Source organism: Streptomyces sp. NPDC028419 (genome assembly GCF_055565515.1).
Genome location: NZ_JBVHUE010000001.1, coordinates 294,117 through 320,689 on the forward strand (window position 1 = coordinate 294,117; position 26,573 = coordinate 320,689).

At 72.3% G+C, this 26,573-nt stretch carries 21 protein-coding genes; 9 read left to right on the forward strand and 12 right to left on the reverse strand.

From position 1 onward, the window contains the following. Nucleotides 1-33 precede the first annotated feature (33 nt). From ACZ4UB_RS01430 to ACZ4UB_RS01475, 10 genes are all read right to left on the reverse strand, one after another. On the reverse strand, nt 34-1,017 hold the full coding sequence (locus ACZ4UB_RS01430) for an NAD(P)H-quinone oxidoreductase (RefSeq protein ID WP_354378780.1): 984 nt from the start codon (nt 1,015-1,017) through the stop codon (nt 34-36). Between the two features lie 10 nt (nt 1,018-1,027). After that, nucleotides 1,028-2,128, reverse strand: a complete 1,101-nt coding sequence (locus ACZ4UB_RS01435; protein WP_468067499.1) for a potassium channel family protein — start codon at nt 2,126-2,128, stop codon at nt 1,028-1,030. Continuing rightward, nucleotides 2,116-3,684, reverse strand: coding sequence for a molybdopterin molybdotransferase MoeA (locus ACZ4UB_RS01440; RefSeq protein ID WP_468067500.1), 1,569 nt, complete (start codon nt 3,682-3,684; stop codon nt 2,116-2,118). The genes ACZ4UB_RS01435 and ACZ4UB_RS01440 overlap by 13 nt, the downstream gene beginning before the upstream one ends. Then, entirely contained in the window at nt 3,681-4,565 is an 885-nt protein-coding gene (locus tag ACZ4UB_RS01445) for an NTP transferase domain-containing protein (protein ID WP_468067501.1), read from the reverse strand. Before ACZ4UB_RS01445 ends, ACZ4UB_RS01440 begins: the two co-directional genes overlap by 4 nt. 180 nt (nt 4,566-4,745) lie before the next feature. Then, nucleotides 4,746-5,285, reverse strand: coding sequence for a bacterial proteasome activator family protein (locus ACZ4UB_RS01450; protein WP_385783085.1), 540 nt, complete (start codon nt 5,283-5,285; stop codon nt 4,746-4,748). A gap of 83 nt (nt 5,286-5,368) precedes the next feature. Continuing rightward, complete coding sequence (locus ACZ4UB_RS01455) at nt 5,369-8,215, reverse strand: ABC transporter permease (protein ID WP_468067502.1); 2,847 nt, start codon at nt 8,213-8,215, stop codon at nt 5,369-5,371. Next, nucleotides 8,212-9,024 (reverse strand): ABC transporter ATP-binding protein, encoded by an 813-nt coding sequence (locus tag ACZ4UB_RS01460; protein ID WP_468067504.1) that lies wholly within the window; start codon nt 9,022-9,024, stop codon nt 8,212-8,214. The genes ACZ4UB_RS01455 and ACZ4UB_RS01460 overlap by 4 nt, the downstream gene beginning before the upstream one ends. After that, nucleotides 9,017-9,700 carry a PadR family transcriptional regulator gene (locus ACZ4UB_RS01465; RefSeq protein ID WP_468067505.1) on the reverse strand — a complete coding sequence of 228 codons (684 nt, stop codon included), beginning with the start codon at nt 9,698-9,700 and terminating at the stop codon, nt 9,017-9,019. Before ACZ4UB_RS01465 ends, ACZ4UB_RS01460 begins: the two co-directional genes overlap by 8 nt. 87 nt (nt 9,701-9,787) lie before the next feature. Beyond that, nucleotides 9,788-10,339, reverse strand: a complete 552-nt coding sequence (locus tag ACZ4UB_RS01470; RefSeq protein WP_468067506.1) for a hypothetical protein — start codon at nt 10,337-10,339, stop codon at nt 9,788-9,790. 122 nt (nt 10,340-10,461) lie between these two features. After that, nucleotides 10,462-12,114 (reverse strand): protein kinase domain-containing protein, encoded by a 1,653-nt coding sequence (locus tag ACZ4UB_RS01475; RefSeq protein ID WP_468067508.1) that lies wholly within the window; start codon nt 12,112-12,114, stop codon nt 10,462-10,464. Nucleotides 12,115-12,340: 226 nt separating this feature from the next. Here ACZ4UB_RS01475 and ACZ4UB_RS01480 point away from each other — a divergent pair, with 226 nt between their 5' ends. Next, a complete protein-coding gene (locus ACZ4UB_RS01480; protein ID WP_468067510.1) occupies nt 12,341-13,894 on the forward strand; it encodes a protein kinase domain-containing protein in 1,554 nt (517 codons plus the stop codon). 88 nt (nt 13,895-13,982) lie between these two features. Here ACZ4UB_RS01480 and ACZ4UB_RS01485 read toward each other — a convergent pair whose 3' ends face one another. Beyond that, a complete protein-coding gene (locus ACZ4UB_RS01485; protein ID WP_468067511.1) occupies nt 13,983-14,399 on the reverse strand; it encodes a pyridoxamine 5'-phosphate oxidase family protein in 417 nt (138 codons plus the stop codon). Between the two features lie 169 nt (nt 14,400-14,568). Next, nucleotides 14,569-15,228 carry a response regulator transcription factor gene (locus ACZ4UB_RS01490; RefSeq protein WP_330331424.1) on the reverse strand — a complete coding sequence of 220 codons (660 nt, stop codon included), beginning with the start codon at nt 15,226-15,228 and terminating at the stop codon, nt 14,569-14,571. A gap of 323 nt (nt 15,229-15,551) precedes the next feature. Here ACZ4UB_RS01490 and pdhA point away from each other — a divergent pair, with 323 nt between their 5' ends. From pdhA to ACZ4UB_RS01530, 8 genes are all read left to right on the forward strand, one after another. Next, complete coding sequence (pdhA, locus tag ACZ4UB_RS01495; RefSeq protein ID WP_354378768.1) at nt 15,552-16,760, forward strand: pyruvate dehydrogenase (acetyl-transferring) E1 component subunit alpha; 1,209 nt, start codon at nt 15,552-15,554, stop codon at nt 16,758-16,760. 2 nt (nt 16,761-16,762) lie between these two features. Continuing rightward, on the forward strand, nt 16,763-17,743 hold the full coding sequence (locus tag ACZ4UB_RS01500; RefSeq protein ID WP_354378767.1) for an alpha-ketoacid dehydrogenase subunit beta: 981 nt from the start codon (nt 16,763-16,765) through the stop codon (nt 17,741-17,743). Nucleotides 17,744-17,774: 31 nt separating this feature from the next. Further along, the gene (locus ACZ4UB_RS01505) at nt 17,775-19,187 is read left to right on the forward strand and encodes a dihydrolipoamide acetyltransferase family protein (protein WP_468067727.1); all 1,413 of its coding nucleotides are present in this window, start codon (nt 17,775-17,777) and stop codon (nt 19,185-19,187) included. A 118-nt stretch (nt 19,188-19,305) separates the two neighbouring features. After that, nucleotides 19,306-19,680: an SseB family protein gene (locus tag ACZ4UB_RS01510; protein ID WP_354378766.1), complete on the forward strand. Its 375-nt coding sequence runs from the start codon at nt 19,306-19,308 to the stop codon at nt 19,678-19,680. Continuing rightward, nucleotides 19,677-20,243 (forward strand): hypothetical protein, encoded by a 567-nt coding sequence (locus ACZ4UB_RS01515; RefSeq protein ID WP_468067513.1) that lies wholly within the window; start codon nt 19,677-19,679, stop codon nt 20,241-20,243. The genes ACZ4UB_RS01510 and ACZ4UB_RS01515 overlap by 4 nt, the downstream gene beginning before the upstream one ends. After that, on the forward strand, nt 20,244-25,082 hold the full coding sequence (locus tag ACZ4UB_RS01520) for a putative T7SS-secreted protein (RefSeq protein WP_468067515.1): 4,839 nt from the start codon (nt 20,244-20,246) through the stop codon (nt 25,080-25,082). It abuts the gene before it with no gap. Further along, nucleotides 25,082-25,489 (forward strand): hypothetical protein, encoded by a 408-nt coding sequence (locus tag ACZ4UB_RS01525; protein WP_468067516.1) that lies wholly within the window; start codon nt 25,082-25,084, stop codon nt 25,487-25,489. The genes ACZ4UB_RS01520 and ACZ4UB_RS01525 overlap by 1 nt, the downstream gene beginning before the upstream one ends. A 54-nt stretch (nt 25,490-25,543) precedes the next feature. Continuing rightward, nucleotides 25,544-26,494, forward strand: a complete 951-nt coding sequence (locus ACZ4UB_RS01530; protein WP_468067517.1) for a GNAT family N-acetyltransferase — start codon at nt 25,544-25,546, stop codon at nt 26,492-26,494. Nucleotides 26,495-26,573: the final 79 nt, after the last annotated feature.

The following is a 26,573-nucleotide window of genomic DNA, read 5'->3' on the forward strand; positions in this document are numbered from 1 at the left end:
CGGGCCGGGAGCCGTTCGGGCGCCGTCCGGGGCTCAGCGGGTCAGCAGGAGTTTGCCCACGTGGGCGCTGGACTCCATGACCCGGTGGGCCTCGGCGGCCCCGCTCATCGGATAGGTGGCGTGCACCACCGGACGCACCCGGCCGTCCCCGATCAGGGGCCAGACGTGCTCACGGACGGCGGCGACGATGGCCGCCTTCTCCTCGCGCGGGCGGGCCCGCAGCGAGGTCGCGCTGATGCTCGCCCGCTTCGAGAGCAGCGCGCCCAGGTTCAACTCGGCCTTCGCCCCGCCCTGGAGGCCGATGACGGCGAGGCGGCCGTCGCGTGCGAGCGCGTCCACGTTCCGCCCCAGGTACTTCGCCCCGATGATGTCGAGGATCACGTCGGCCCCGGCGCCGTCGGTCGCCCCGCGGACCTCGGCCACGAAGTCCTGCTCGCGGTAGTCGATCAGGACGTCCGCGCCCAGCTCCGCGCAGCGGGCCAGCTTCTGCGGGCCGCCCGCCGTCACCGCGACCCTGGCGCCGATCGCCTTCGCCAGCTGGATCGCCATCGTGCCGATGCCGCTGGAACCCCCGTGCACGAGCAGGGTCTCGCCCGCCCGCAGGTGCTTGCCCGGGCCCATGAACACGTTGGACCACACCGTGCACACGACCTCGGGCAGCGCGGCGGCCGTCACCAGGTCCACGCCCGCCGGGACGGGCAGCAGCTGGCCCGCCGGGACGGCCACGCGCTCGGCGTAGCCGCCGCCCGCGAGGAGCGCGCACACCTCGTCCCCCACCGACCAGCCCGACACCCCCTGCCCCAGCGCGATGATCCGGCCGGAGCATTCGAGGCCGGGGTAGCGGGAGGCGCCCGGCGGCGGATCGTAGAAGCCCTGCCGCTGGAGCACGTCGGCCCGGTTCACGGCGCCGGCCGTGACCTCGACGAGGACCTCGCCCTCGGCCGCCACCGGGTCGGGTACTTCGGCCCAGACCAGGGCTTCGGGGCCACCGGGCTGCGGGATGGTGATCGCATGCATGGGCCGGAGCCTACTCGGCGGGTCCCAGCGTCACGTGGGGCGAAGTGGGCGGTGTCGCACGGACGATCGCGATCACCCGGTCCGTCGCCTGGAGCGGGCTGGCGTGCGGGTCGTCGTAGGGGAGCAGCCGGTGCCCGCGCACCACGGTCACCACCAGGTCCTCGGTCTCCCGGACCCGGATGCCGACTTCGGCCTTCCTGACGGGCCGTTCGATCAGGTCGAGGCCGCTGCCCTGCTGGATCAGGTCCTCCATCACGGTGCCCGCGCTGGGGCTGAGCACGGACAGGCCCAGCAGCCGTCCGGCCGCGCTCGCGCTCGTGATGACGGCGTCCGCGCCCGATTGGCGCAGCAGCGGCGCGTTCTCCTCCTCGCGCACCGCCGCCACGATCTTCGCGCCGCGGTTGAGTTGGCGGGCCGTCAGGGTGACCAGGACCGCCGTGTCGTCGCGCTGGGTGGCGATGACCACCTGGCGGGCCTTTTGGAGTTCGGCGCGCAGCAGGACGTCCGAGCGGGTCGCGTCCCCGACCACGCCCGTGAAGCCCTCCGCGTTGGCGATGTCGATGACCTTCGCGCTGGGGTCGACGATCACCACCTGCTCCTTGGAGAGGCCGGTGGCCAGCAGCGTCTGCAGGGCCGAGCGGCCCTTGGTGCCGAAGCCCACGACGACCGTGTGCTCGCGCAAGTTCTTCCTCCAGCGGTTCAGTCGCCACTCCTCCCGGGTCCGTTCGGTGAGGACTTCCAGGGTCGTGCCGACCAGGATGATCAGGAACACCACGCGCAGGGGCGTGATCAGCAGGACGTTGACCAGCCGCGCGCCGTCGCTGTACGGGACGATGTCGCCGTAGCCGGTGGTCGAGAGGGTCACGGTCGCGTAGTAGACGCAGTCGAGGAAGTCGACCTTGCCGTTGGCGTTGTCGTGGTAGCCGTCGCGGTCGATGTAGACGATGAGGACCGTGAGGGCGAGCACGAACAGGGCCATCAGCAGCCGTCGCGTGACCTGCCGCAGCGGCTTGGTGACCTCGCGCTTGGGAAGCTTGATCCGCCGGGAGACGAGCTTCTCGTCCGCCTGGCGGGCCATCGCGTCCTGGCCGTGCAGTTTCACGTGAAACATCCCCCCGTGGCCCAGGGCAGGTCGAGGACCTCGACGTCCTGTCCGGCCCCCACCCCACCCGGCGGTACGACGACCAGCGCGTCCGCGGCCGCGATGCCGCGCAGCATCGCCGGACCGTTGTAGTGCAGCGGCACCGCGTGGTCGGAGGTGAGCAGGACCGGAACGAGCCGGGTGTCGTACGGGTGGCCCGGCACCTCGTCGCGCGCGGGCACGGTGTAGCGGTGCCGGGGCGGGCGGCCGGCGAGGGCGCGCAGCAGCGGTTCGGCGAGGGTGAGCAGGCCGGAGACGGCGGCCAGCGGGTTGCCGGGCAGGCCCACCAGGTGCCGGGCGGCGCTCTGGTCGGGCGCGCGGTCGGCGAGCCGGGCGAGCAGCATCGGGTGGCCGGGGCGTACGGAGACCCCGTCCACCAGCAGTTCGGCGCCGGCCCTGGCCAGCACGGGGTGGACGTGGTCGACCGGGCCGGAGGCGGTGCCGCCGGTGGTGATGACCAGGTCGGCGGGGGAGCCGGTGACCGCCCGGTAGAGGGCCTCGGCCCCCTCGGGATCGTCGCCGAGGCGGCGGGTGCCGATGACGTCGGCACCGAGCTGGGTGAGCCAGGGGCCGAGCATGGGGCTCAGGGCGTCCCGGATCAGTCCGTCGTGCGGGCGGCCCTCGGTGAGCAGCTCGTCCCCGAGCACCAGGATCTCCACGCGGGGGCGCGGCCGGGTGTGCAGCCGGTCGTATCCCGCGGCGGCGGCCAGGCCCAGGACGGCGGGGGTGACCAGGGCGCCGGCGGGCAGCAGCAGGTCACCGGAGCGGCACTCCTGGGCGCGCGGCCGGATGTCCTGGCCGGTGACCACGGGCCGGTCGGCGTGCAGCCGGACCGGCTCGCCCCCGGCGTCGGCGTGCTCGCTGCGGATCACGGCGGTGGTGTCGGCCGGGATCCGGGCGCCGGTGGCGATCCGTACGGCTTCGCCGCAGGCGAGGGGGAGCGGCCGGTCGGAGCCGGCCAGGATCCCGCCGCCCTGGCGCACCGTCCAGGGGCCGGGTCCGGCGACCGCCCAGCCGTCCATGGCCGAGGTGTCGAAGGAGGGCAGGTCGGTCAGGGCGTCCAGCGGGGTCACGAGGATCTCGCCGAGGGCCTCGGCGAGCGGGGCGTGGTGGGTGCGGGCGGGGGTGAGCGCACCGGCCCGGGCCGCGGTGTCCACGGCCCGGGACCAGGCCGTGGCCCGGTGTCCGCCGCCCTTGCCCGCCGGAGGCCGGCCGACCAGGGCGAGCGCTTCGTCGAGGTGCTGCTCCAGGCTGCCGCGCGCCGGCTCCGCGGGGGCGGTGTCGGGGTCACCGGCCGCCGCGCCCGGGCCGTCGCTGTCCTCCGCGGCGGTGGCGGGGGCGGGCGCCGGGGCCGTACGGGCGGCGGCACCCGCCGCGTCGGGGTGGGCCGGGTCGGCGCCCGGTCCCGCGCCCGATCCGGTGGCCCGGGCGGCCGGGGTCGGGTGGTGTGGGGCGGTGGGGCGGGTCAGCGCGGCCAGGGCTTCGTCCAGGGCGCGCTCGGCGTCGGTGGCGTCGGCGGGTGTCATCCCGAGCCGGTCCCGTCGGCGGAGTCGGCTTCCGCCGCCCAGCGCAGGGCCAGGGCCGCGGCCTGGCGGGAGGCTTCGGCGACCGCCGCGGCGGGGTCGGCCCCGGTGGCTTCGGCCCGCGCCGCCGCGTAGCCGACCAGGAAGGTGGTCAGCGGTGCGGCGGGCCGGGCGACGCCGTGGGCGGCGTCGCGGGCGAGGTCGAGCAGGGTCTTGGTGTCGACGGCGACGTCGATGCCCAGCTCGTTCTTGACGGCGGTGATCCATTCGTCCAGCACGGACCCATGCTCCCTGATCCGGGCGCGCGCGGCCGCGAGATCGTCCCAGGTGTCGCAGTCGAAGGAAGCGAGGGGCGCGGCCGCGCCCACTCGGACCAGTTCCAGTTCGGCGGTCAGCGCGCGCAACGGCAGCCCGGTGAGGCCGCCGTGTTCGGCGGCCAGCAGGGCGGTCCCATGGCGCAGCGATTCGGCCCGGTAGGCGGCGACGAGCGGCTGGTCGCGCCCCTCGGCGTCGCGGAGCAGGGCCCCGTCCACCGGGGCGCCCGCCGCTCCGGTGCCGGTCACGGCGGCGCGCAGCGCCCGTACGGTCTCGCGGTCGAGGAAGGGCAGGTCGGCGGAGAGCACGAGCACCAGCTCGGTGTCGGTGTGCCGCAGCCCGGCGGCCAGCGCGGCCAACGGTCCGCCCCCGGGCGGTTCCTCGCGGGTCCAGCGCACCGGCCGGGAGGTGGGGCGGCGGGCGCCGACGACCACGGTGTCCGCGGCGTCGGCGCAGGCGTCGAGCACCCGGTCGAGCAGGGCCCGCCCACCGACGCTCAAGGCGGGTTTGTCGGCGCCACCGAGCCGTCGCGCGGCGCCGCCGGCCAACACGATCGCGTTGTACGTCATGTCCCGAGTATGCGGGGGTTGTGTTTCATCTGGTTGACCCCGCTTAACCATCATTTATCCAGAACCTCCCGGCGGGGCGGGGGCGGCGCTGAGGTCAGGGGCAAAAGCCGGCGCCCCGGCGCCCGTTGAAGGGCGTCGGGGCGCGGGTGGCGCGGGGTCCCGGCGGTGCGGGAGCCGGTGCTACAGGTAGGGGCCGGAGCGGACGGCCCCGTGGCCGCCGTCCTCGTCGTCCTCGTGTCCGGAGCCGGGCGGCAGCGCGCGGCGCATCTGTTCCAGCTGCGCGCGGGCCGCCATCTGCTGGGCGAACAGGGCGGTCTGGATGCCGTGGAAGAGCCCTTCCAGCCAGCCGACCAACTGGGCCTGGGCGATCCGCAGTTCCGCTTCGGAGGGGATGGCCTCCTCGGTGAACGGCAAGGAGAGCCGCTCCAGTTCCTCGACCAGCTCGGGGGCCAGGCCGTCTTCCAACTCCTTGACCGAAGCCGCGTGGATGTCCTTGAGGCGGACGCGGCTGGCCTCGTCGAGAGGAGCGGCGCGGACCTCTTCCAGGAGCTGCTTGATCATGCTGCCGATCCGCATGACCTTGGCGGGTTGTTCGACCATCTCCGTCACCGGCACCTCGCGAGACTCGTCATCGGCGCCGCCGACCGCCATCCCGTCCTGTCCCAGGATCAGGACGTGCGGGGGGCTGTCCTGCGACCGTTCACCACTCGGCATCTCCATGCCGACCATTCTCTCGCACACCTTCGTACTCACACGGTGTGCCCCCGGACAGGCGTGATCCAACCTGTCCGGGGGCATCGGGATCAGCCCGTGGCCCGGCGGGCCAGCGCGCCGCTGGAGCGGGTGACCAGTGCGGCGAGCAGGGCGGCCCCGAGCGGGACCAGGACCAGCAACTCGGCGAAGGTCTGCCACGGCAGCACGATGGGCACCCACGGCGGGGCGCCGCCGGCGGGCTCGTGGCCGTTCGCCACGACGGCCTCGTACAGGCGCGTCAGGTCGCGCCGCTCGACGAGCCGGAGCCCGGCCGCGGGCAGGATGCCCGCCGCGCAGCCCAGGACCACGCCCATCAGGGCGACCACCCCGCACTGGAAGCCGCTGAGCGTGCGCCGTACCCGCGGGGGTGCGCCGACCGCGGCGAGCGTCTTGAGGTCGGCCTCGGAGTCCGCCTGGGCGAGGCCGGTGGCGATGCCCGCCGCACCGATGGTGACCAGACCGGCGAACAGGGTCAGGGCCATCAGGGTGATGTCGGAGGGTGCTTGGTAGCCCGCTTCGACGGATACGGCGGCGTCCGCGCCCATCCGGTCGAGGTCCCCGTCGAGATTCTGCTTCTGGGTGGAGGTGAGGGAACCGTCGAGGGTGAAGTAGGAGCCGAAGGGGGCGGTGGCGATCCCGGCCGCCTGCACGGCGGCCGGCGGCAGGATCAGCTGGATCCCGTACGCGTTGACGGAGTCCGGTGCCTGGTGGACGGGGAACACCTTGTCCTCGCCCGGCAGTTCCTTGTGGGCCGAGCGGGCGACGTCGGCCTTCTCCATGTCGGTGATCAGCCGGATGGTGACCTTGTCGTTCTTGACGTTGCGCTTGTCGAAGGAGACGGCCTTGCCCGAGGTGAGGGCCGCCACCGTGCCGGGGTCGGTGACCGCCAGCGTGGTCAGCACCTTCTGGTCGGCGACGAGCGTCTGGTGCGAGGTGTAGTAGTCGCTCCGCGCGCAGCGCCAGTCCTTGAGCAGCTTCTTCTGCTCTTCGAGGCCGAAGGAGGCGGGGCCGTGCTCCGCCTCGTTCAGGGGGCAGCGCTGCTCCTTGGGCACGATGATCTCGGCCTGACCGCAGCCCTTGGTGTTCTCGCCGTAGCGCTCGCAGCTGGGCTTGCCCACGACGAGCCGGTCCACATCGGCCCGGACGGCCACCGGGTACCGCTGGGACAGTGCGTCGCGGACGGCGGGCACGTCGCGGTAGCCGCCCGCCTCGTTCATCACGATGGTGCCGGAGCCGCTGGGCAGCTTGGCCGTGTACTCGTGCGCGGCCTGGACGTCCTTGCTGTGCTGGTACGTCGCCACGGCGACCGTGCCGGCCACGGCGGCCAGGACGGCGGCCACGGCGGGGGCCGTGCGCCCGCGGTTGCGGACCGCGTCGCGCAGGGCGAGCCGCGGGGAGAGCGGCAGCCAGCGCCCGACCCGGCCGAACAGGCCGACCAGCATCGGGGTCATGGCGACGATGCCCAGTTCGGCGATGGCGCTGCCGCCCGCGACGACGATGAAGCCCATGCCGGAGACCGTGCCGTAGAGCGCGATGGCGGCGCCCCCGGCGAGGGCGAGCAGGCCCAGGACCGGCAGGATCCGGTTGGACCTGCGGACCCCGCGCCGGCCGGTGAGAGAGGCGAGGACGCTCTGTCGGGACGCGGTGATGGCCGGGACGATCGCGGCCATCAGGCCGGTCAGCACGGCCAGCAGGGCGATCCCGACGAGTTCCGTCGGGACCACGTTGAAGCCGGCGAAGCGGGCGCCGAGCTTCTGCTCCAGGAACGGCCGCAGGGCGAGGGTGAGTATCACTCCGAGGCCCGTGCCGATGACGGCGGCGATGACGCCGAGCACCAGGCCGCCCGAGAGCACGATCGACCGGATGTGCCGCCGGTCGCCGCCGTTGGCGCCGACCAGGCCGAGCTGGCGTCGCGAGCGGCGTGCGCCGACCGCGAAGGCGGGACCGGCCAGCAGGCAGATCTCCAGCATGGCGAGACCGACCACGGTCGCCGCGATGGCCATGGCGGTGGCCCGGCCGGTCCGGCCGGTGAAGGTGTTCCGCACCTCCTGCTGGTACAGCGGCACCGCGGAGTCGGCCGGCGGGTTCAGCATCACGGCGCGGGAGAGGACGACCGCGCCCTTGGCGTTGATCTCCTTGACCATGTTCCACGTGAAACCTTCGCCGCCGACCTTCACGAGGTAGGTGTCGACGATCCGGAGCGGGTTGAGCCCGGCCTCGGTCAGGGAGCGGTCGAGCGGGGCGAGCAGGCTCCCGGGCGGGGCGAGCAGCTCCGGGGCCCCGAGGCTGTTGGGCAGTTCGTACGAGCCGACGACCTTGTACGAGGTCTTCGTGCCGCGGGGGGTGACCATCGAGCCGACGGAGTACCCGGACTCGGTCAGGAAGGCGTCGGTGGCGGCGATCTCGCCGTTCTGCTGGGGCAGCCGCCCGCCGGTGAGCGTGAACATGCCCTTGACCAGCGGGCTCGCGGCGTCGACTTCGCGCATCTGGGTGCTCAGCAGCCCGTGCGTGGTGCGCACCTTCGCGTTGCCCAGGCTGTTCTTGACGCTCTCCACACCGGCCGGGACCGCTGCCTTGAGGGCCTCCGACCGGTCGTCCTTCTTGGGCGGCTCGTAGTTCTTGTAGCCGCCGACGGGCGCGTAGTTCTCCCCGTCGGGGCTTTGGTAGAGGGGCGTGCCGAGGCCGGCACTCAGCTCGGCGTCGGCGCTGCCGATCTTGCGGTCCAGGGTCTGGGCGGTGGTCAGTTCGGCGCTGCGCAGGGTGAGGTCGGCGGCGCTCACCCCGATGATGGGCAGCGCCAGCATGGCGAGGACCAGGACGCTGCGGCCCTTGGCGCGCCAGGCGTCGCGGCGGGCGATCCGCAGGGCCGCGATCCAGGAGTGGTACCAAGCCTTCACTGGGCGGTCCCCAGCCCCGTCAGCAGGGAGTCGGCCCCCTGGCGCAGGGTCTCGTCGACGACGCTGCCGTCGCGCAGGAAGACCACGCGGTCCGCCCAGGCCGCGAAGCGCGGTTCGTGGGTGACCAGGATGCCGGCGGCGCCCGCGTCGCAGCGCGAGCGCAGCAGCCCGAGCACGGACTCGCCGGTCTCCGAGTCCAGGGCGCCGGTCGGCTCGTCGGCCAGGACCAGGCGGCGGTCGCCCACCAGGGCGCGGGCGATGGCCACGCGCTGCTGCTGGCCGCCGGACATCTCGTCGGGGAAGCGGTCGGCGAGCTGGGACAGCCCCATCTCCTCCAGTGCGGCCAGGGCGGATATCCGGGCCTTGCGGGCGGAGGTGCCGTCCAGTTCGCGGGGCAGGGCCACGTTCTCGGCGGCGGTGAGCGCCGGTATGAGGTTGTAGTCCTGGAAGACGTAGCCGATGCTGCGCCGGCGCAGGGCGGCCAGCTGCTTGCGGTTCGAGGTGGTGATGTCGGTGCCCTCGACGATGACCCGGCCGCTGCTGGGGGTGTCGAGCCCGCCCGCGAGGGTCAGCAGGGTGGACTTGCCGGAGCCGGAGGGGCCCATGACGGCGACGAGCTCACCGGGGTAGACGCTGAGGTTGATGCCCCGCAGGGCGTGCACCTCGGTGGCGCCGCTGCCATGGGTACGGACGAGCTGGTCCAGCTGGAGGACGGGCTGTGGGGCGTCCCGGGCCGGGCGGCCGTGGTGCGGGTGCTGGTTCGGCTGCTGGTTCTGCTGCGCGTACGGGTACTGGTGCTGGTCAGGCATGCGGGAGTCCCCCTCGGGACGGCTGGGCGGTGGCGGAAGCGGTGCTGGAGGCGGCTCGTGCCGGGGCGGGTCCCGGATCGGGCCCCCGGTCGGCCGTCGATGGTGCGGGCGTCGGGGCTCCCCGTTCGGCCAGGACGGAGAGCCGCACCAGCCGGGATTCGGAGTGGTCGAGCCACCGGGCCTCGGCCTCGGTCTGGAAGATCAGCTGTTCGATGACCAGCAGCCAGGCCACGTCGTCGCGTTCCTGGGACTTCCCGCTCTCGACGGCGGCGAGCGCCTGGGCCTTGAGCCGGGTGTAGTCCTGCATCGCCCGGATCGTGGCGTGGCGTTGGGACTGGATGACGGCGCGGATGTCCACGCCGGGGGCGCCCACGGCCATGGCGAGCTTGATCGACAGCTCGTCGCGGGGCGGGTTGGTGCGGTCGACGGGGCGCTCGTACCAGGAACACAGTTCCTGGTGGCCGGCGTCGGTGATGGCGTACAGGGTGTGGCCCGCGGCGTCCTCGCCGCCGGGGGCGACCAGGCCGTCACGTTCCAGCCGGGCCAGGGTCGTGTAGACCTGCCCGACGTTGAGGGGCCAGGTGGAACCGGTGCGGGATTCGAACTCGGTGCGCAGCTGTGAGCCGTACCGAGGTCCCCGTTCCAGGAGGGCGAGGAGGCCATGGCGGATAGACATACTCAGTATGTATACCGAGTATGTCGACCGGGACAACCGCCAAAAGGCCTACGTCGTGAGGGGGACCCGGTCCTTTCGGCCCCCGCGTCAGAACCGGCGCAGCCGCACGCCCATGTAGCCCAGACCGAGTCCCATCAGGGCGAATCCCGTACCCAGCGGCAGTATGTGCGCGGCCAGGTCGGCGGCCCGTCCGCCCGGTCCGGCGCCCATCGCCTGGGCCGGCGGCTCGGGCGACGGGCTCGGCTCGGCGCGCGGCGGGGCGACCTGCTCGGCGGGGCGCGGCCGCACCGGCAGGAGCGGCCGGGAGGCCAGGACGGTCTCCGGGTTCGCGGGCTCGGTGGCCGGTCGGCCGGGGTGCTCGCGCCCGGCGCCCGCGACGCTGCCCGCCAGTTCGTCGTCCTCGGGACCGTCGTACCCGGGCAGGACGTAGCGGACGGGCACGGGGACGGCGTACCCGGGCAGGGGAACGGCGCGCACGGGCAGCGGGACGGCGTGCACGGTGGGCGCGGGCGGTGCGGCCAGGGCCGGAGCGGCGGGCGCGAGGCAGCCGAGGGCCAGTACGGCGAAGGCCGTGAGGGCCAGGGGCGATGAGGCCGGGCCCGACGCGGTCCCGGCGGGCCGGCGGAAGTACTGCGTCACGGGGAGCCCCTCCCGTCCCGAGCGACCGAGGTGTCACGCTCAGATTTACACGGTGGGGCAAAAGCGGCATCCCGGGCGCCCCATCAGGGGTGCCCGGGATGCTTTCGTGTCCTGCGGTGGGCCTACTGCGGGTCTCCGGTGGAGACGACGAGGGTGAACTCGGCGCCCTCCTTCGGCACGTCGGACGAGGCCGTGGGCAGCTGCTCCAGCACCGTGTCCTGGCCGTAGACCGCCTCGTCGCGCGGCTGGATGGTGACCTTCCAGCCCGCGGCCTGGATGCACTCCTTCACCGACCGGAGGTTCTTGTACCGGAAGTCCGGGGCGTCGACCTTGGTCGCGTCCTTGTACGACTTCGTGGCTTCCTTGCACTTCGCCACGTCGATGGTGCGGGTGGTGTCCGGACCCTTGTGGCCGCTCTTCGCCGAGGGCGACGAACTCGCGGAGGAGGCCGCCTTCGGCTCGTCACCGCCCTTGTCGCCGCCGCTCAAGGAGATCGCCGTGATCAGACCGCCGATGGCGAGCAGGGCCACCACGATCGATCCGACGATCACCGGGGTGTTCCGGCCGCCCGCGGCGCCCCCGCCGCTCGTGGACGAGCTGGTGCTCGCGGGCGAGATGGTGAAGGGCGGCGGGGTCTGCGGCGCGTGCGGGGCGTACTGCGCCTGGGGCGCCGGCGTGTGCTGCTGCTGGTGCGGGTACGCGTACGCGGGCGGCGGCGTCTGCTGGTGCTGCGGCGCCGGGGTGGCGGGCCCGTACGGCGACGACTGGTACGGCTGCTGGAGCGCCTGCGGCGGCGGGGACTGGAACCCGGAGTCCACCGGCGGGAAGACCGCCGAGGACACCCCGGCGCCGCTGCTCACGGGCGCGCTCGCGACGATCACGGGAGCCCCGGTCTGCCCCGCCGACAGCACGCGCAGGACCTCGCCGCGCATGGCCTCGGCCGTGGGGAAGCGCTCGTTCGGGTTCTTCTTCAGCGCGCGGGCGACCAGCGCGTCCATCGCGGGCGTCACGGAGCGGTTGATGGAGGACGGCGCGACCGGCTCCTCCTGCACGTGCGCGTACGCGATGGCCAGCGGCGAGTCCGCCTCGAAGGGCAGCCGGCCCGTCAGCAGCTGGAAGAGCATGATGCCGACCGAGTAGAGGTCGGAGCGCGCGTCGACGGCCCGGCCGAGCGCCTGCTCCGGGGAGAGGTACTGCGGGGTGCCCACGACCATGCCGGTCTGCGTCATGGAGGTGACGCCCGACTGCATGGCGCGCGCGATGCCGAAGTCCATGACCTTGACCACGCCGCGCTTGGTCATCATCACGTTGCCCGGCTTGATGTCCCGGTGGACCAGGCCCATCTCGTGGCTGGTCTCCAGGGCCGCCAGCACGTCGCCGGTGACCTTCAGCGCCTTGTCGGCCGGCATCGCCCCGTACTGCCTGATGTCCGACTGGAGCGCGTCGCCGAGGGGCTGGCCCTCGACGTACTCCATGACGATGTACGGCATGAGCATGCCGTCGAGATCACCCTCACCGGTATCGAACACCGAGACGATGTTGGTGTGCGACAGTTTCGCTACAGCCTGGGCCTCGCGGCGGAAGCGCTCGCGGAAGGACTGCTCCCGACCGAGCTCGCTGTGGAGCGTCTTGATCGCGACCTGCCGGTCGAGCGCGGAGTCGTACGCGAGGTACACGGACGCCATGCCGCCCTCGCCGAGCAAGTCCCGCAGCTGGTACCGGCCGCCGGCCAAGGACCCGCCCGCGTACCGGCCCTCAGTGCCGTCCTGGCTCATGACTGTCGCTTCCCCTCAAGCAGTGTGCGCGCGCGTCTGACAGAGCGCATATCGCGCCCAGTCTGCCGGAGGGCAAGCCCACGTCAAGCCAGCTGCCCGATCCGTGACCACACGGGGACAGGCCGTCGAGCCGGTCGGCGAGTCGCGCCGAGGCTGTAGCGTTCATCGGAGCACTCCGAACAAGACCCACCGCTTGTGCGGCCCAGAGAGACGACGGCGAGGACTGATGGCACCCGAACCCGAGGGAAACGGCGCCGGGATGGCTGATGGTCCTGAGCACTGGGGCGCCGGCGGGATCGTGGGTGACGGCCGGTACCGGCTGACCCACCGTCTGGGCCGCGGCGGCATGGCGGAGGTGTTCGCCGCCGAGGACGTGCGCCTGGGGCGGACCGTCGCCGTCAAGCTGCTGCGCGCGGACCTCGCCGAGGACCCGGTCTCCAAAGCCCGCTTCACCCGCGAGGCACAGTCGGTCGCGGGCCTGAACCACCACGCCGTCGTGGCCGTCTACGACTCGGGCGAGGACCGGGTCGGCCCCAACGTCGTCCCGTACATCGTGATGGAGCTGGTCGAGGGCCGCACCATCCGCGACCTGCTGATCAGCGCCGAGGCTCCGGGCCCCGACCAGGCGCTGATCATCGTGTCCGGCGTGCTGGAGGCCCTGGCCTACTCGCACCAGCACGGCATCGTGCACCGCGACATCAAGCCCGCCAACGTCATCATCACCAACACCGGCGCGGTGAAGGTGATGGACTTCGGCATCGCGCGCGCCCTGCACGGCGCGCAGTCGACGATGACCCAGACCGGCATGGTCATGGGCACCCCGCAGTACCTCTCCCCGGAGCAGGCGCTCGGCAAGGCCGTCGACCACCGCTCCGACCTGTACGCCACCGGCTGCCTGCTGTACGAACTGCTCGCGCTGCGGCCCCCGTTCACGGGCGAGACGCCGCTGTCGGTGGTCTACCAGCACGTGCAGGACGCGCCCGTGCCGCCCTCGCAGCTGCCCGAGGGCCACGCGATCCCGCAGGAGCTCGACGGACTGGTCATGCGGTCCCTGGCCAAGGACCCGGACGACCGGTTCCAGAGCGCCGAGGAGATGCGCGGTCTGGTCGGGTACGCCCTCCAGATGCTCCAGGACCAGGGCGCGAACACGGGCACCTGGAACACCGGACCGGTCACCATGGCGCTGCCGCACGGGCGCGGCCCCGCCGCGACCACGGCCATGCCGATGGGGAACAACGGCGGCCGCCAGCAGTACCCCTCGAACGCCACGACCTCGCAGTTCCAGCAGCCGATGGTGCCGCCGCTGAACCCGGACGACGGCTCCGCCTTCCCCGGCGGCGGCGGTGGCTACCACGACGGCGGCCAGGGCCACGGGAACGGCCGGGGCGGCTCCGGCGGCGGCCGTTGGAAGATGGTCCTCTTCGCGGCGCTCGCGGTGATCGCGATCGCGGCCGGGGTGGTCTTCGCCCTGGACAAGACCGGCAGCAAGGGCAGCCCCAAGACCGAGCAGAGCAGCTCGCAGACCACGCCCAGCAGCGAGCAGAGCTCGGCGAGCAGCCCCGAGACCTCGCCGTCGGACTCGCCCGAGTCCCAGCGCCCGCGCGAGAGCTACTCCTCGACCCCGAGCCGGTCGCGCCAGCCGAGCTCCACCCCCTCGCCGACGCCGTCCACCTCGGAGTCGTCGAGCGAGCCCTCGCAGACGCCGTCGTCCCCGGCCCCGACGAAGTCGCAGTCGACCAAGCCGTCGAGCCCCTCTCCGGAGGACGGCCGCAACGGCTAGTGGGGCAGGGGCAGGAGCACGCGTACGGGCCCGGCGGAATTCCTTCCGCCGGGCCCTTCTCGTTCGTACTGTTCGGAGTTCGTGCTGCTCAGAGGGCGTGCTGGTACTGCCGGGCGGGATTTCCGGCCAGCGCGTGGACCGTCACGAACTGCGGCTCGATTCGCATGTAGACGGGGTCGAAGACCGCGCCGTCGATGAAATGCGGACCCGGACCGAAGAGTTCCAGATCCGCCGTGGTCGGCTCGACGATCTGCGCCGTTCCGGTGAACTGCACCGACCACAACCGGGGGTCCCCGGTATTGAAGTTGTCGGCGCCGTAGGCGACCACGCTGCCGTTGCAGGCCTGGTGATAACCGAAGCCCGCGTGCATTCTCAGCACCACCTTGCCGTCGACCACGATGTGGCGGGCCAGGGCGAGGAAGGGCAGCGCGCGCATGCTGGTGGCGACCCGGCCGTACGGCACCTGGCGCAGCAGTTCGATGGCGTGGAGTTCCTCAGGGGACATGCCGTCCACTGTCCGGTACCGACACCGTGCCGGGAAAGAGGAGCCCGCCCCGATGATCGGGGACGTTGGTCCCGAATTAAACAGCGCGCCCCGTGGAATCACACGGCGAACGTGCGACCACGGGGCGTTGCGGTGCCGGGATCGGCGGGGGGAGCTCGGGTGAGCCGCCCTAGCGCTTCTCGGCCTGGAGGCGGGCCACGTAGGCGGCGGCCTGGGAGCGGCGCTCCATGCCCAGCTTGGACAGCAGGCTGGAGACGTAGTTCTTGATCGTCTTCTCGGCCAGGTGCAGGCGCTCACCGATCACGCGGTTCGTCAGGCCCTCGCCGATCAGGTCGAGGATCTTGCGCTCCTGCTCGGTCAGGTTCGAGAGGCGGTCGTCCCCCTTCCCGTTCTTGCCGTCGCGCAGCCGCTCCAGCACCCGCGCCGTGGCGACGGGGTCCAGCAGCGACTTGCCGGCCGCCACGTCACGGACGGCGTGCAGCAGCTCATTGCCGCGGATGGCCTTGAGGACGTACCCGGAGGCGCCCGCCATGATCGCGTCGAAGAGCGCTTCGTCATCGGCGAACGAGGTCAACATCAAGCACTTGATGTCCTCGTTCTGGGAGCGCACCTCGCGGCAGACCTCGACGCCGCTGCCGTCCGGCAGGCGGACGTCGAGCACGGCGACGTCGGGGCGGGTGGCCGGGATGCGCACCAGGGCGTCGGCGGCCGTACCGGCCTCGCCGACGATCTCGATGTCCTCTTCGACCGACAACAGCTCATAGACACCTCGGCGTACCACTTCGTGGTCGTCCAGGAGGAATACCTTGATTTTTCCGTCTTCGCGCACAGAATCAGTTTCACACACTCACCCCTTCCCTGCCGCAAGCGGCCGGGATAACGTGCCGTTGTTCCGGCCCCCTGCAAGGCTGTGACCAGTGGTTGTTCCCGGATCCTCGGATTTACTTGGAAATCCAAGCAAAATCGCAGGTCAAACGGGGTTTCGCAGATATGCGACGCACTGGGTAACGTGCATTGTGCAGGGCACTCGCCGGGGCACCTGTCACGCCGGAATCCCTAACGCGTCGCACCCACCCCGTGCGCGCGCACGGATTTTGGCGAGCCGCACTGGTCCCCGGAGAACCCGGGTGCCGGACCGACGGAGGAGCACACGTGACCGTGGAGAGCACTGCCGCGCGCAAGCCGCGACGCAGCAGCGGCACCAAGCGAGCGGCCGGCGCCGCGAGCGCCGGCAAGAAGGCCGCCGCTGCCGCCGCCACCGAGAGTGCCGAGCCCCAGCTCGTACAGCTGCTGACGCCCGAGGGGACCCGGGTTTCGGCCGCGGACCATCCTGAGAACGCGGAATTCCTGGCCTTCGTCGAGGACATCACGGGGGACGACCTGCGCGGTCTCTACCGTGACATGGTCCTGACCCGCCGTTTCGACGGCGAGGCCACCGCGCTCCAGCGCCAGGGCGAGCTGGGCCTGTGGGCCTCGCTGCTGGGCCAGGAAGCCGCTCAGATCGGCAGCGCCCGCGCGCTGAACGACGAGGACTACGTCTTTCCCACTTACCGCGAGCACGGCGTCGCCTGGTGCCGCGGGGTCGACCCGACCAACCTGTTGGGCATGTTCCGCGGTGTGAACCACGGTGGATGGGACCCGACCCTCAACAACTTCCACCTGTACACGATCGTGATCGGCTCGCAGACGCTGCACGCGACCGGTTACGCCATGGGTGTGGCCAAGGACGGCGCGGACTCCGCGGTCATCGCGTACTTCGGCGACGGCGCCTCCAGCCAGGGCGACGTGGCCGAGTCGTTCACCTTCTCGGCCGTCTACAACGCCCCCGTGGTGTTCTTCTGCCAGAACAACCAGTGGGCGATCTCCGAGCCCACCGAGCGCCAGATGCGCGTACCGCTCTACCAGCGCGCCCAGGGCTTCGGCTTCCCGGGCGTACGGGTCGACGGCAACGACGTCCTGGCCTGCCTGGCCGTGACCCGCTGGGCCCTGGACCGCGCGCGCCGCGGCGAGGGCCCGACGCTGGTCGAGGCGTTCACGTACCGCATGGGCGCCCACACCACCTCGGACGACCCGACGAAGTACCGGCGGGACGAGGAGCGCGCGGCCTGGGAGGTCAAGGACCCGATCCTGCGCCTGAAGACGTACCTGCTCGCGAGCGGGGACGCCGACGAGGCGTTCTTCGAGGAGCTGGAGGCCGAGAGCGAGGCCCTCGGCAAGCACGTCCGCGAGGTCGTGCGGGCCATGCCCGACCCGGACACCATGGCGATCTTCGAGAACGTCTATGCCGACGGGCACGCGCTCGTCGACGAGGAGCGCGCACAGTTCGCCGCCTACCTCGCGTCCTTCGAGGGTGGGGAGTGACCATGCCGGTACAGAAACTGACCATCGCCAAGGCGCTCAACGACTCGTTGCGCAAGGCCCTGGAGAGCGACCCCAAGGTCCTCATCATGGGCGAGGACGTCGGCAAGCTGGGCGGTGTCTTCCGGATCACCGAGGGCCTGCAGAAGGACTTCGGCGAGGAGCGGGTCATCGACACCCCGCTCGCCGAGTCGGGCATCGTCGGCACCGCGATCGGTCTCGCGCTGCGCGGCTACCGGCCCGTGGTGGAGATCCAGTTCGACGGTTTCGTCTTCCCCGCCTACGACCAGATCGTCACCCAGCTGGCGAAGATGCACGCGCGCTCGCTGGGCAAGATCAAGATGCCCGTCGTGATCCGCATCCCGTACGCGGGCGGCATCGGCGCGGTCGAGCACCACTCCGAGTCCCCCGAGACGCTGTTCGCGCACGTGCCGGGCCTCAAGGTGGTCTCGCCGTCGAACGCGGCGGACGCCTACTGGATGCTCCAGCAGGCCATCCAGAGCGACGACCCGGTGATCTTCTTCGAGCCGAAGCGCCGTTACTGGGACAAGGGCGAGGTCGACGTCGAGGCGATCCCCGGCGAACTGCACAAGGCGCGGGTCGCGCGGGAGGGGTCGGACGTGACCCTGGCCGCCTACGGGCCCATGGTCAAGGTGTGTCTGGAGGCCGCCGCGGCCGCCGCCGAGGAGGGCAAGTCGGTCGAGGTCCTCGACCTGCGGTCCATGTCCCCGGTGGACTTCGACGGCATCCAGGCCTCGGCGGAGAAGACCCGCCGGCTGGTCATCGTGCACGAGGCCCCGGTGTTCCTGGGCGTCGGCTCGGAGATCGCCGCGCGGATCACGGAGCGGTGCTTCTACCACCTGGAGGCGCCCGTCCTGCGCGTCGGCGGCTTCCACGCGCCGTACCCGCCGGCCCGCCTGGAGGACGAGTACCTGCCCGGCCTGGACCGGGTGCTCGACGCCGTCGACCGCTCGCTGGCGTACTGAGGAGATTTTCGTGACGATCAGCGAATTCAAGATGCCCGACGTGGGCGAAGGCCTCACCGAGGCCGAGATCCTCAAGTGGTTCGTGCAGCCCGGGGACACGGTCACGGACGGCCAGGTGGTCTGCGAGGTCGAGACCGCGAAGGCGGCCGTCGAGCTGCCGATCCCCTTCGACGGCGTGGTCCACGAGCTGCGCTTCGCCGAGGGCACCACGGTCGACGTCGGCCAGGTGATCATCTCGGTGCGGACCGGAGCCGACGACGCGGAACCGGCCCCGGTCGCCGCCGCGGCCGAGGCGGCTCCCGCGGGGGCGGAGGAGGCCGCGCCGGCCGCGCGCCAGCCCGTCCTCGTCGGCTACGGCGTCTCCACCGCCTCCACCAAGCGCCGCCCGCGCAAGGCCGCGCCGGAGGCCGTGGCAGCGGCCGCGCCCGCCCCCGCCGTACCCGCTCCGGCGGCTCCGGTGGTCGCGGTCTCGAACGGATCCGGCAGCAACGGCTACGGCGGCCACGGGCAGCAGGGCGCCGGGCGTCCGCTGGCCAAGCCGCCCGTCCGCAAGCTCGCCAAGGACCTCGGCATCGACCTGGCGGCGATCGTGCCCACCGGTGACGGTGGCGTCGTGACCCGCGAGGACGTGCACGCGGCGGCCTCCGCCGCGCTGGCTCCGCAGCCGGCCGCGCCGGCCACGACCGTCGTCGCCCCCGCGGCCCAGGCCGCACCGGCCGCCGCGGCCGTGTCGGCACCGGACGCGCGGGAGACCCGCATCCCGGTCAAGGGCGTCCGCAAGGTCACGGCCCAGGCCATGGTCAGCTCCGCCTTCACCGCCCCGCACGTCACCGAGTTCGTCACGCTCGACGTGACGCGCACGATGAAGCTCGTCCAGGAGCTGAAGGACGACCCGGACATGGCGGGGCTGCGGATCAACCCGCTGCTGCTCGTCGCCAAGGCCGTGCTCATCGCCGTCCGCCGCAACCCGGACGTCAACGCGTCCTGGGACGAGGCGGCCCAGGAGATCGTGCTCAAGCACTACGTGAACCTGGGCATCGCGGCGGCCACCCCGCGCGGTCTGATCGTGCCGAACATCAAGGACGCGCACGCCAAGACCCTGGCGGAGCTGTCGCAGGGCCTGTCCGACCTGGTGGCGACCGCCCGTGAGGGCAAGACCTCCCCCGCGGACATGCAGGGCGGCACCCTCACCATCACCAACGTCGGCGTCTTCGGCGTCGACACCGGTACGCCCATCCTGAACCCCGGCGAGTCCGCGATCCTCGCGGTCGGTGCGATCAAGCTCCAGCCGTGGGTCCACAAGGGCAAGGTGAAGGCGCGTCAGGTCACCACCCTGGCCCTGTCCTTCGACCACCGGCTGATCGACGGCGAGCTGGGCTCCCGCTTCCTCGCGGACATCGCGGCGGTCCTGGAGCACCCGAAGCGGCTGGTCACCTGGTCCTGAGCGACCGTTCGCCGCATCAGCGAGGGCCGGTCACCCCCAGGGGTGGCCGGCCCTCGGTGCTGAGTAACGTGTGCGAATCGGGGGCCGACCCAGCACCTCCGGGAACGGGGCACAGGACATGGGACTGACCGAGGAGATTTCCGACCTGAGGGGCGGATCCGGACATCCGCAGCGTTTGCTCGGCGAATTCCGGCGCGCGCTCCTGCTCGCTCCGCTCGCCGACGGCGCCCTGATGTCGGGCGAGCAGGGCGGGGTCCGCTGGATCTACGCCTTCACGGACGAGGCCGCCCTGGCGCGCTTCGCGCTCGCGCGCGGCGCCGGGGACCAGGAGTGGGAGTACCTCGCGGTGCTCGGCGCCCGGCTGGCCGACACGGTCGTTCCCGGGGCCGAGGGCCCGACCGGCATCGCCGTCAACGTCGCGGACGGGGCGGGCGCGATGCTCTTCCCGCCGGTCGTGGGCATCGTCCCGGACGCCGTGGCGGTGACGGCATGAGCGGCGACCAGGACCTGGCGGTCGCGCCGGAGGCCGTGAAGAGTGTCCAGGACGGTCTGCGGGCGGCGGTGGGCGAGCTGCGGGAGTCCGGTGCCGACGCGGGCGGGGCCTCGATGGGGGCCGGGTTCAGCTCGCTGTCGATGACCGGGATGGAAGCCGGTCACGCCGGCCTGGCCACGGACTTCGAGGACTTCTGCGAACGCTGGGAGTGGGGCGTGCGCTCCCTCGTCCAGGACGCGAGCACCCTCGCGCAGGCGCTGGGCATCTCCGCGGGGACGCTGTGGGAGGAAGACCACTACATCCAGGGCGCCTTCAAGGTCGCGGCCAACTCGGCGTACGGGAACCCGCACGCGAGCGAGGACGAGATCGAGGAGAAGGGCTGGGGCGACATCTTCCGGGCGGACGTCTACAAGCCCGACTACAGCCCCGAGTCGTTCGCGAAGAGCGGCCAGGACATCAAGGACACCTGGTCGCAGACCGGCGACAAGCTGATGACCAGCGGAAAGATCGGTTCGTTGAAAGACATGGTCGACCAGGCCACCGGCAGCGGGGACGGCAAGTAGATGGGGCTCGGCGACTTCATTCCGGACCCCGTCGAGGACTGGGTCGAGGACCGCGTCGAAGACGTCGGTGACGCCATCGAATGGACCGGCGACAAGGTCGCCGGACTGGCCGACAAGGTGGGGCTGGAGGACGCGGGCGACTGGATCCGGGACAAGAGCCGCTCCGCCGCCAACCAGCTGGGCGCGGACGTCGCCGAGCTGGAACTCGGTCAGACCGACGACCCGCACAAGCTGGTCTACGGCAGCGTCTCCAAGATCCGGGCCCAGGCCGCGCACCTCCAGGACTTCAAAGCGGCCTTCGACAAGGTCGGCAGCGGGCTCAAGGGGATGGACGCGGACGGCCTGAAGGGCAAGACGGCGGACGCCTTCCGCGAATCGGTCGCGAAGGAACCGCCCCGCTGGTTCAAGGCGGCCGAGGCCTTCGGCAAGGCCGCCGTCGCCGTGGGGGGCTTCGCCGAGACGGTGGAGTGGGCACAGGGGCAGGCCAAGGAGGCGTTGGCCGACTACGAAGCGGCCAAGAAGGCCTCGACGGACGCCCGCAACGCCTACAACAAACAGGTCGACGCCTACAACGACGCCATCGACGCGAAGAAGGACACCCTGCCGCCCAAGCCGGGCGGCTTCACCGACCCGGGCACCGCACTCGCCCACGCGGCCCAGGACAAGCTCGACGGGGCCCGCAAGCAGCGCAACGAGGTGGCGGAGACGGCCCGCATCGCGATCCGCGCGGCGCGGGACGCGGCCCCGGAGAAGCCCTCGTACGGCGAACAGTTCGGCGACGGGATGCAGTACCTCGACATCGCCAAGACGCACCTCACCGGCGGGGTCATCAAGGGCACGGCCGGTCTGCTCAACTTCGTCCGCTCGGTCAATCCGACGGACCCGTACAACCTGACGCATCCCGCCGAGTACGTGACCAGCCTGAACTCGACGGTCGCCGGGCTGGTCACCGCCGTCAACGACCCCATGGGCGCGGGCAAGCAGATGCTCGACCAGTTCATGAAGGACCCCTCCGAGGGCATCGGCAAGCTCCTTCCGGAGCTGATCGGCACCAAGGGCCTGGGGCTGGCGAAGAAGGCCGGTACGGTCGCCAAGCTCGCCGACGACATCCCGACCGGACCCGGCCGCAAGGCCCTCACCGGGGACGGTCCGGACCTGCACAAGACGCCGGACGGCGAGCGGACCACGGGCGGCACGGACCCGGTGGACCTCGCCACCGGCAGGATGTACCTGCCGCAGACCGATGTGGTGCTGCCGGGCGCCCTGCCCCTGGTGTTCGGGCGCCGGGCCGAGTCCGGCTACACGGCGGGGCGCTGGTTCGGGCCCTCGTGGAGCAGCACGGTCGACCAGCACCTGGAGATCGACGCCGAGGGCGTCGTCCTGGTCGCCGAGGACGGCCTCCTGATCGGGTACCCGCACCCGGCCCCCGGTGTTCCGGTGCTGCCCGTGACGGGCCCGCCCCGGCCCCTGGAGCGCACCCCCGACGGCGACTACACGCTGACCGACCCGGTGACCGGCCACGTCCGCCGCTTCACCGCGCCCGCCGCGGAGGCCGGTGCGGAGGCCGGTGCGGACGGTCGGGCCCCGATCGCGGAGCTCTCGGACCGCAACGGCAACACCATCACCTTCGAGTACGACGCCGAGGGCAGCCCGGTGGGCATCGCCCACAGCGGTGGCTACCACCTGGACCTGGAGACGGCCGACGGGCGGGTCACCGCCCTGCACCTGACCGGTGGCCCGCGGATCCTCGCCTACGACTACACCGACGGTCAGCTCACCGGCGTGACCAACTCCTCGGGCCTGCCGCTGCGTTTCGACTACGACGAGCGCGGCCGGATCACGTCCTGGACCGACACCAACCACAGCCGCTACGACTACGTCTACGACGACCAGGACCGCTGCGTCGCCGAGGGCGGCAGCGGCGGACACCTCGCCCTCACGATCGACTACGACGCCGTCGACCCGACCACCGGTCACCGGATCACCAGCGTCACCACCGCGGCGGGGGACACCCGCCGCTACCTGATCGACGCGCACCGACGGGTGGTCGCCGAGATCGACCCGCTCGGCGCCGTCACCCAGTACGCCTACGACCGGCAGGGGCGGCCGACCAGCCGCACGGACGCCCTCGGCGCCACCTCCCACCAGGAGTACGACGGGGCGGGCCGGATCATCCGCTCCGTCCGCCCCGACGGCCGCAGCGCGGCCACCGAGTACGACCGGCTCGGGCTGCCCGTCCGGGTGGCGAACGCCGACGGCACGGTGATCCGGCAGAGCTACGACGAGCGCGGCAACCGCACCTCGCTGACCACCTCGGCGGGCGCGGTGACGACCTTCGCCTACGACGAGCGCGGCCACCTCACCGCGGTCACCAACCCGCTGGGCGCGGTCACCCGCACCACCTGTGACGCGGCGGGCCTCCCGATCACCAGCACCGATCCGCTGGGCGCCGTCACCCGCTTCGAGCGGGACGCCTTCGGCCGCCCGGTCCGGGTCACCGACCCGCTCGGCGGGGTCACGCTCATGGAGTGGACCACCGAGGGCAAGCCCGCCCGCCGGGTGGACCCGGACGGCGCGGAACGCCGTTGGGTCTACGACGGCGAGGGCAACTGCACGGCCTTCACCGATCCCTCGGGCGGGGTGACCCGGTTCGAGTACACCCACTTCGATCTCCTCGCCGCCCGCACCGGACCCGACGGGGTGCGGCACACCTACACCTACGACGCGGGACTGCGGCTGACCGGTGTGCGCAACCCCCAGGGCCTGAACTGGGAGTACACCTACGACGCGGCGGGCCGGCTGACCTCGGAGACGGACTTCGACGGCCGGACCCTGAGCTACGCCTATGACCCGACGGGACGGCTGGCCTCCCGCACGAACGCGGCGGGCGAGGAGATCGCCTACGAGCGGGACGTGCTCGGCCGGATCGTCCGCAAGACCTCCCCGACGGGTGCGGCCACCTTCGAGTACGACGTCTTCGACCTGCCCGCCGCGGTGACCTCGTCCGACGGCACCCAACTGGTGCGCATCCGCGACCGGCACGGGCGCCTGGCCGAGGAACGCGTGGACGGGCGGGCGGTCCGTTACGCCTACGACGAGCTGAGCCGACCCGTGGCCCGGACCCTGCCCAGCGGGGCGCGGACCCACTGGACCTACGACGCGGCCGGTCACTGCACGGGGCTGAACGCCTCGGGACGGGAGGTGGTCTTCGAGCGGGACGCCGCGGGCCGTGAACTGACCCGGCGCATCGGGCGGAGCGCGACCCTGCACCACACCTTCGATGCCGCGGGCAGGCTCACCACCCGGCACATCACCGGCTCGGACCAGCGGACCCTGCAACGCCGCGGCTATGCCTACCGGGCCGACGGCAACCTGCTGGAGATCGACGACGAGACGACCGGTCCGCGCCGCTTCACCCTGGACAGCGCGTCCCGGATCACCGCTGTGGACGCCGCCTCCTGGTCGGAGCGCTACGCCTACGACGAGGCGGGCAACCAGACGTCCGCCGACTGGCCGCAGGCCCACCCGGGCGCCGATGCCGTGGGTGAGCGCGAGTACACCGGTACCCGGATCACCCGGGCGGGCCGCATCCGTTACGAGCACGACGCCCAGGGCCGTGTGGTCCTGCGGCAGCGCACCCGGCTCTCCCGCAAGCCCGACACCTGGCACTACGTCTGGGACGCGGACGACCGGCTGACCGAGGTCACCACCCCGGACGGGACCCGCTGGCGCTACCGGTACGACGGGCTCGGCCGCCGCATCGCCAAGCAGCGGCTCGACCCGGCCGGTGTTTCACGTGGACCCGCCCCGGGTGGTGTCGGTGTTTCACGTGAAACAGGCATCCTCACCAAGGCAGTTGGCGGTGTTTCACGTGAAACACCCGTCGCGGAACCCGAGGTCGCGGAGGAAACCCTCTTCACGTGGGACGGGACCACGCTGGCCGAGCAGACCACCCTCGTGCGGGACAGCCCGCACGAGGTCACGCTCAGCTGGACGCACGCCGGTCTGCATCCCCTCACCCAAGTCGAGTCCATCCGGCCCGTAGCCGCGCCGGGGGACCCGCGCGACATGCCGCAGCCGGAGATCGACAGCCGGTTCTTCGCCATCGTCACCGACCTGGTCGGCACCCCGACGGAGATGATCGACGAGCAGGGGGCCCTCGCCTGGCGCACCCGCTCCACCGTGTGGGGCGCTACGAGCTGGAACCGCGATGCGAGCGCCTACACGCCGTTGCGCTTCCCCGGCCAGTACTACGACCCGGAGACGGGCCTCCACCACAACCACTTCCGGACCTACGACCCGGAGACGGCCCGCTACCTGACCTCCGACCCGCTCGGTCTGACGCCGTCGCCGAACCCGGTCGCCTACGTCACCAACCCCCTGGTGTGGGCCGACCCGCTGGGCCTGAGCGGCTGCCCGGCGGCGGGCAAGGAGCAGTTGGCCCTGCCCAAGGCCGAGCGCGAACCCCCGAACATGTACGGGACGCCGATCACCTCCCGACTGGCACGGCCGGGCGAGGAGTTCAACATGGTGCTGTCCAAGGGGCAGCCGGCCACCAGCCCCGGCGGGTTCGGTACGTTCGAAGGCGTCCCCAACCAGCAGTTCGTTCGCGATCAACTGGCCATCCGCACCGACTGGAAGGACGACGTCTCGATGCTCCAGCGGTACCGGTTCCCCGACACCGGTGACCCCATCCGGATCCAGGAGAGCATCATCGGCCCCCAGACGGACCCGACACTGGGCCACCTGCCGGGCGGGGTCAGCCAGCTGGAAATCCTGAACTACGAAGACCGCGCCCGACTGATCCCGGTCGGCCCTCCCGTGGAGATCCCCAAGTAATGACGCAGGAACCCGAGATGACCGTCGACTGGACCGCCGGCGAGAAGACGGTCCGTTGGCACGACGGCGGCGCCGCGGTCGAGAAGCAGCACGCCGCGCCGCCGCAGTCGGTCATGACGTGGACGCACGACGGCGAGACCCTGGTGCTGGTGGTGGAAGCCCTGGACACCCGGCCCTTCACGCCGAAGGACAACGCGGTCGTCTACCGGGCCGACGGCACGGAACTGCTCCGACTGAGCCCCCCGGCGGACCTGTTGTCCGACCCGAACGCGGTGCTCGGGTTCTACAGCGCCTACCGGGACTCCGCCGGACTGCCCCTGCTGGTCATCGCCACCCGCTCGGGCGACTTCCAGGGCCGCCTGGACCTGGAGGCCGGTGCGGTCCGCGACGCCCGTACCTGGCGCTGACGGCGGCGGGGGAACTCTCTTTTCCCACCGGGCACGGAATGTGATCATCGGCGGATGAGCCTTCGATTCCGCCCCGCCGCAGACCCCGCCGACCTCGAACGGGCCGTCGCCTACCCGGCCGACGGCCCGACCGATCCCGTCCCCGCCCTGGACGCCGAGCGGGTCCGGGACGAGCTCGCCGCGCACCGGTTCCGGCCGGAGTGGACCTGGTTCGCCGAGGACGAGGAGGGCCGGATCCTGGCCCGCGCCCTGTGGTGGGGCCGCGCCGACAGCGAGCACCCGCTGGCGCTCGACTGCCTCCAGGTGCGGCCCGAGGTGTCCGACCCGGCCGAGCTGGCCGTGCGGCTCCTGGCGGCCGGTCACGAGGCCTTCGGCGCCCGGCCGCTGTACAACCTGTCGCTGCCGCACGACTGGCGGGCCACCCCGGCGCTGGCCCGCGCGGTCGCCTGGCGCGAGGAGGCCGGCCACCGGGCGGGGCTGACCAGCACCGTCGAGCGGCTGCGCTACGAGTGGACGCCCGAGGCGGGGACCGCGGAGTCCACGGGCCGGCTGGTCTTCCGGGAGGGCACGGACGAGGAGTTCCTCGACTTCTTCGCCCGGCTGTCCCGCGGCAGCCTGGACCTGCACACCCAGACCGAGCTGCGGGCGATGGACGCCGAGGCCCTGGCCCGGGACGACCTGGCCTACTACCTCGACTGCCCGGGCGAGCGGTCCTGGTGGCGCCTGGCGCACCTGCCCGACGGCACCCCGGCGGGGATGGCGATCCCCTCACGGACCCCCTACCACCGCAACGTCGGCTACCTCGGCGTCGTACCGGAGCTGCGTGGCCAGGGGCTGATCGACGAGGTCCTCGGCGAGATCACCCGCTTCCACGCGGCCGAGGGCGCCGACCGGATCACCGCCACCACGGACTCCGTGAACCGGCCGATGGCGGCCGCCTTCGACCGCGCCGGCTACCGGGTGACGGAGATCCGTCTGGTGCTGGAGGAGCCGTCCGGGCCCTGATCTCCGGGGCCGGCGGGGGCGGCGCGGGCGGTGTCCGCAAGGCCGGGGCCGGGCGGGCGTCGGCGCGGTAGCGTGCCGC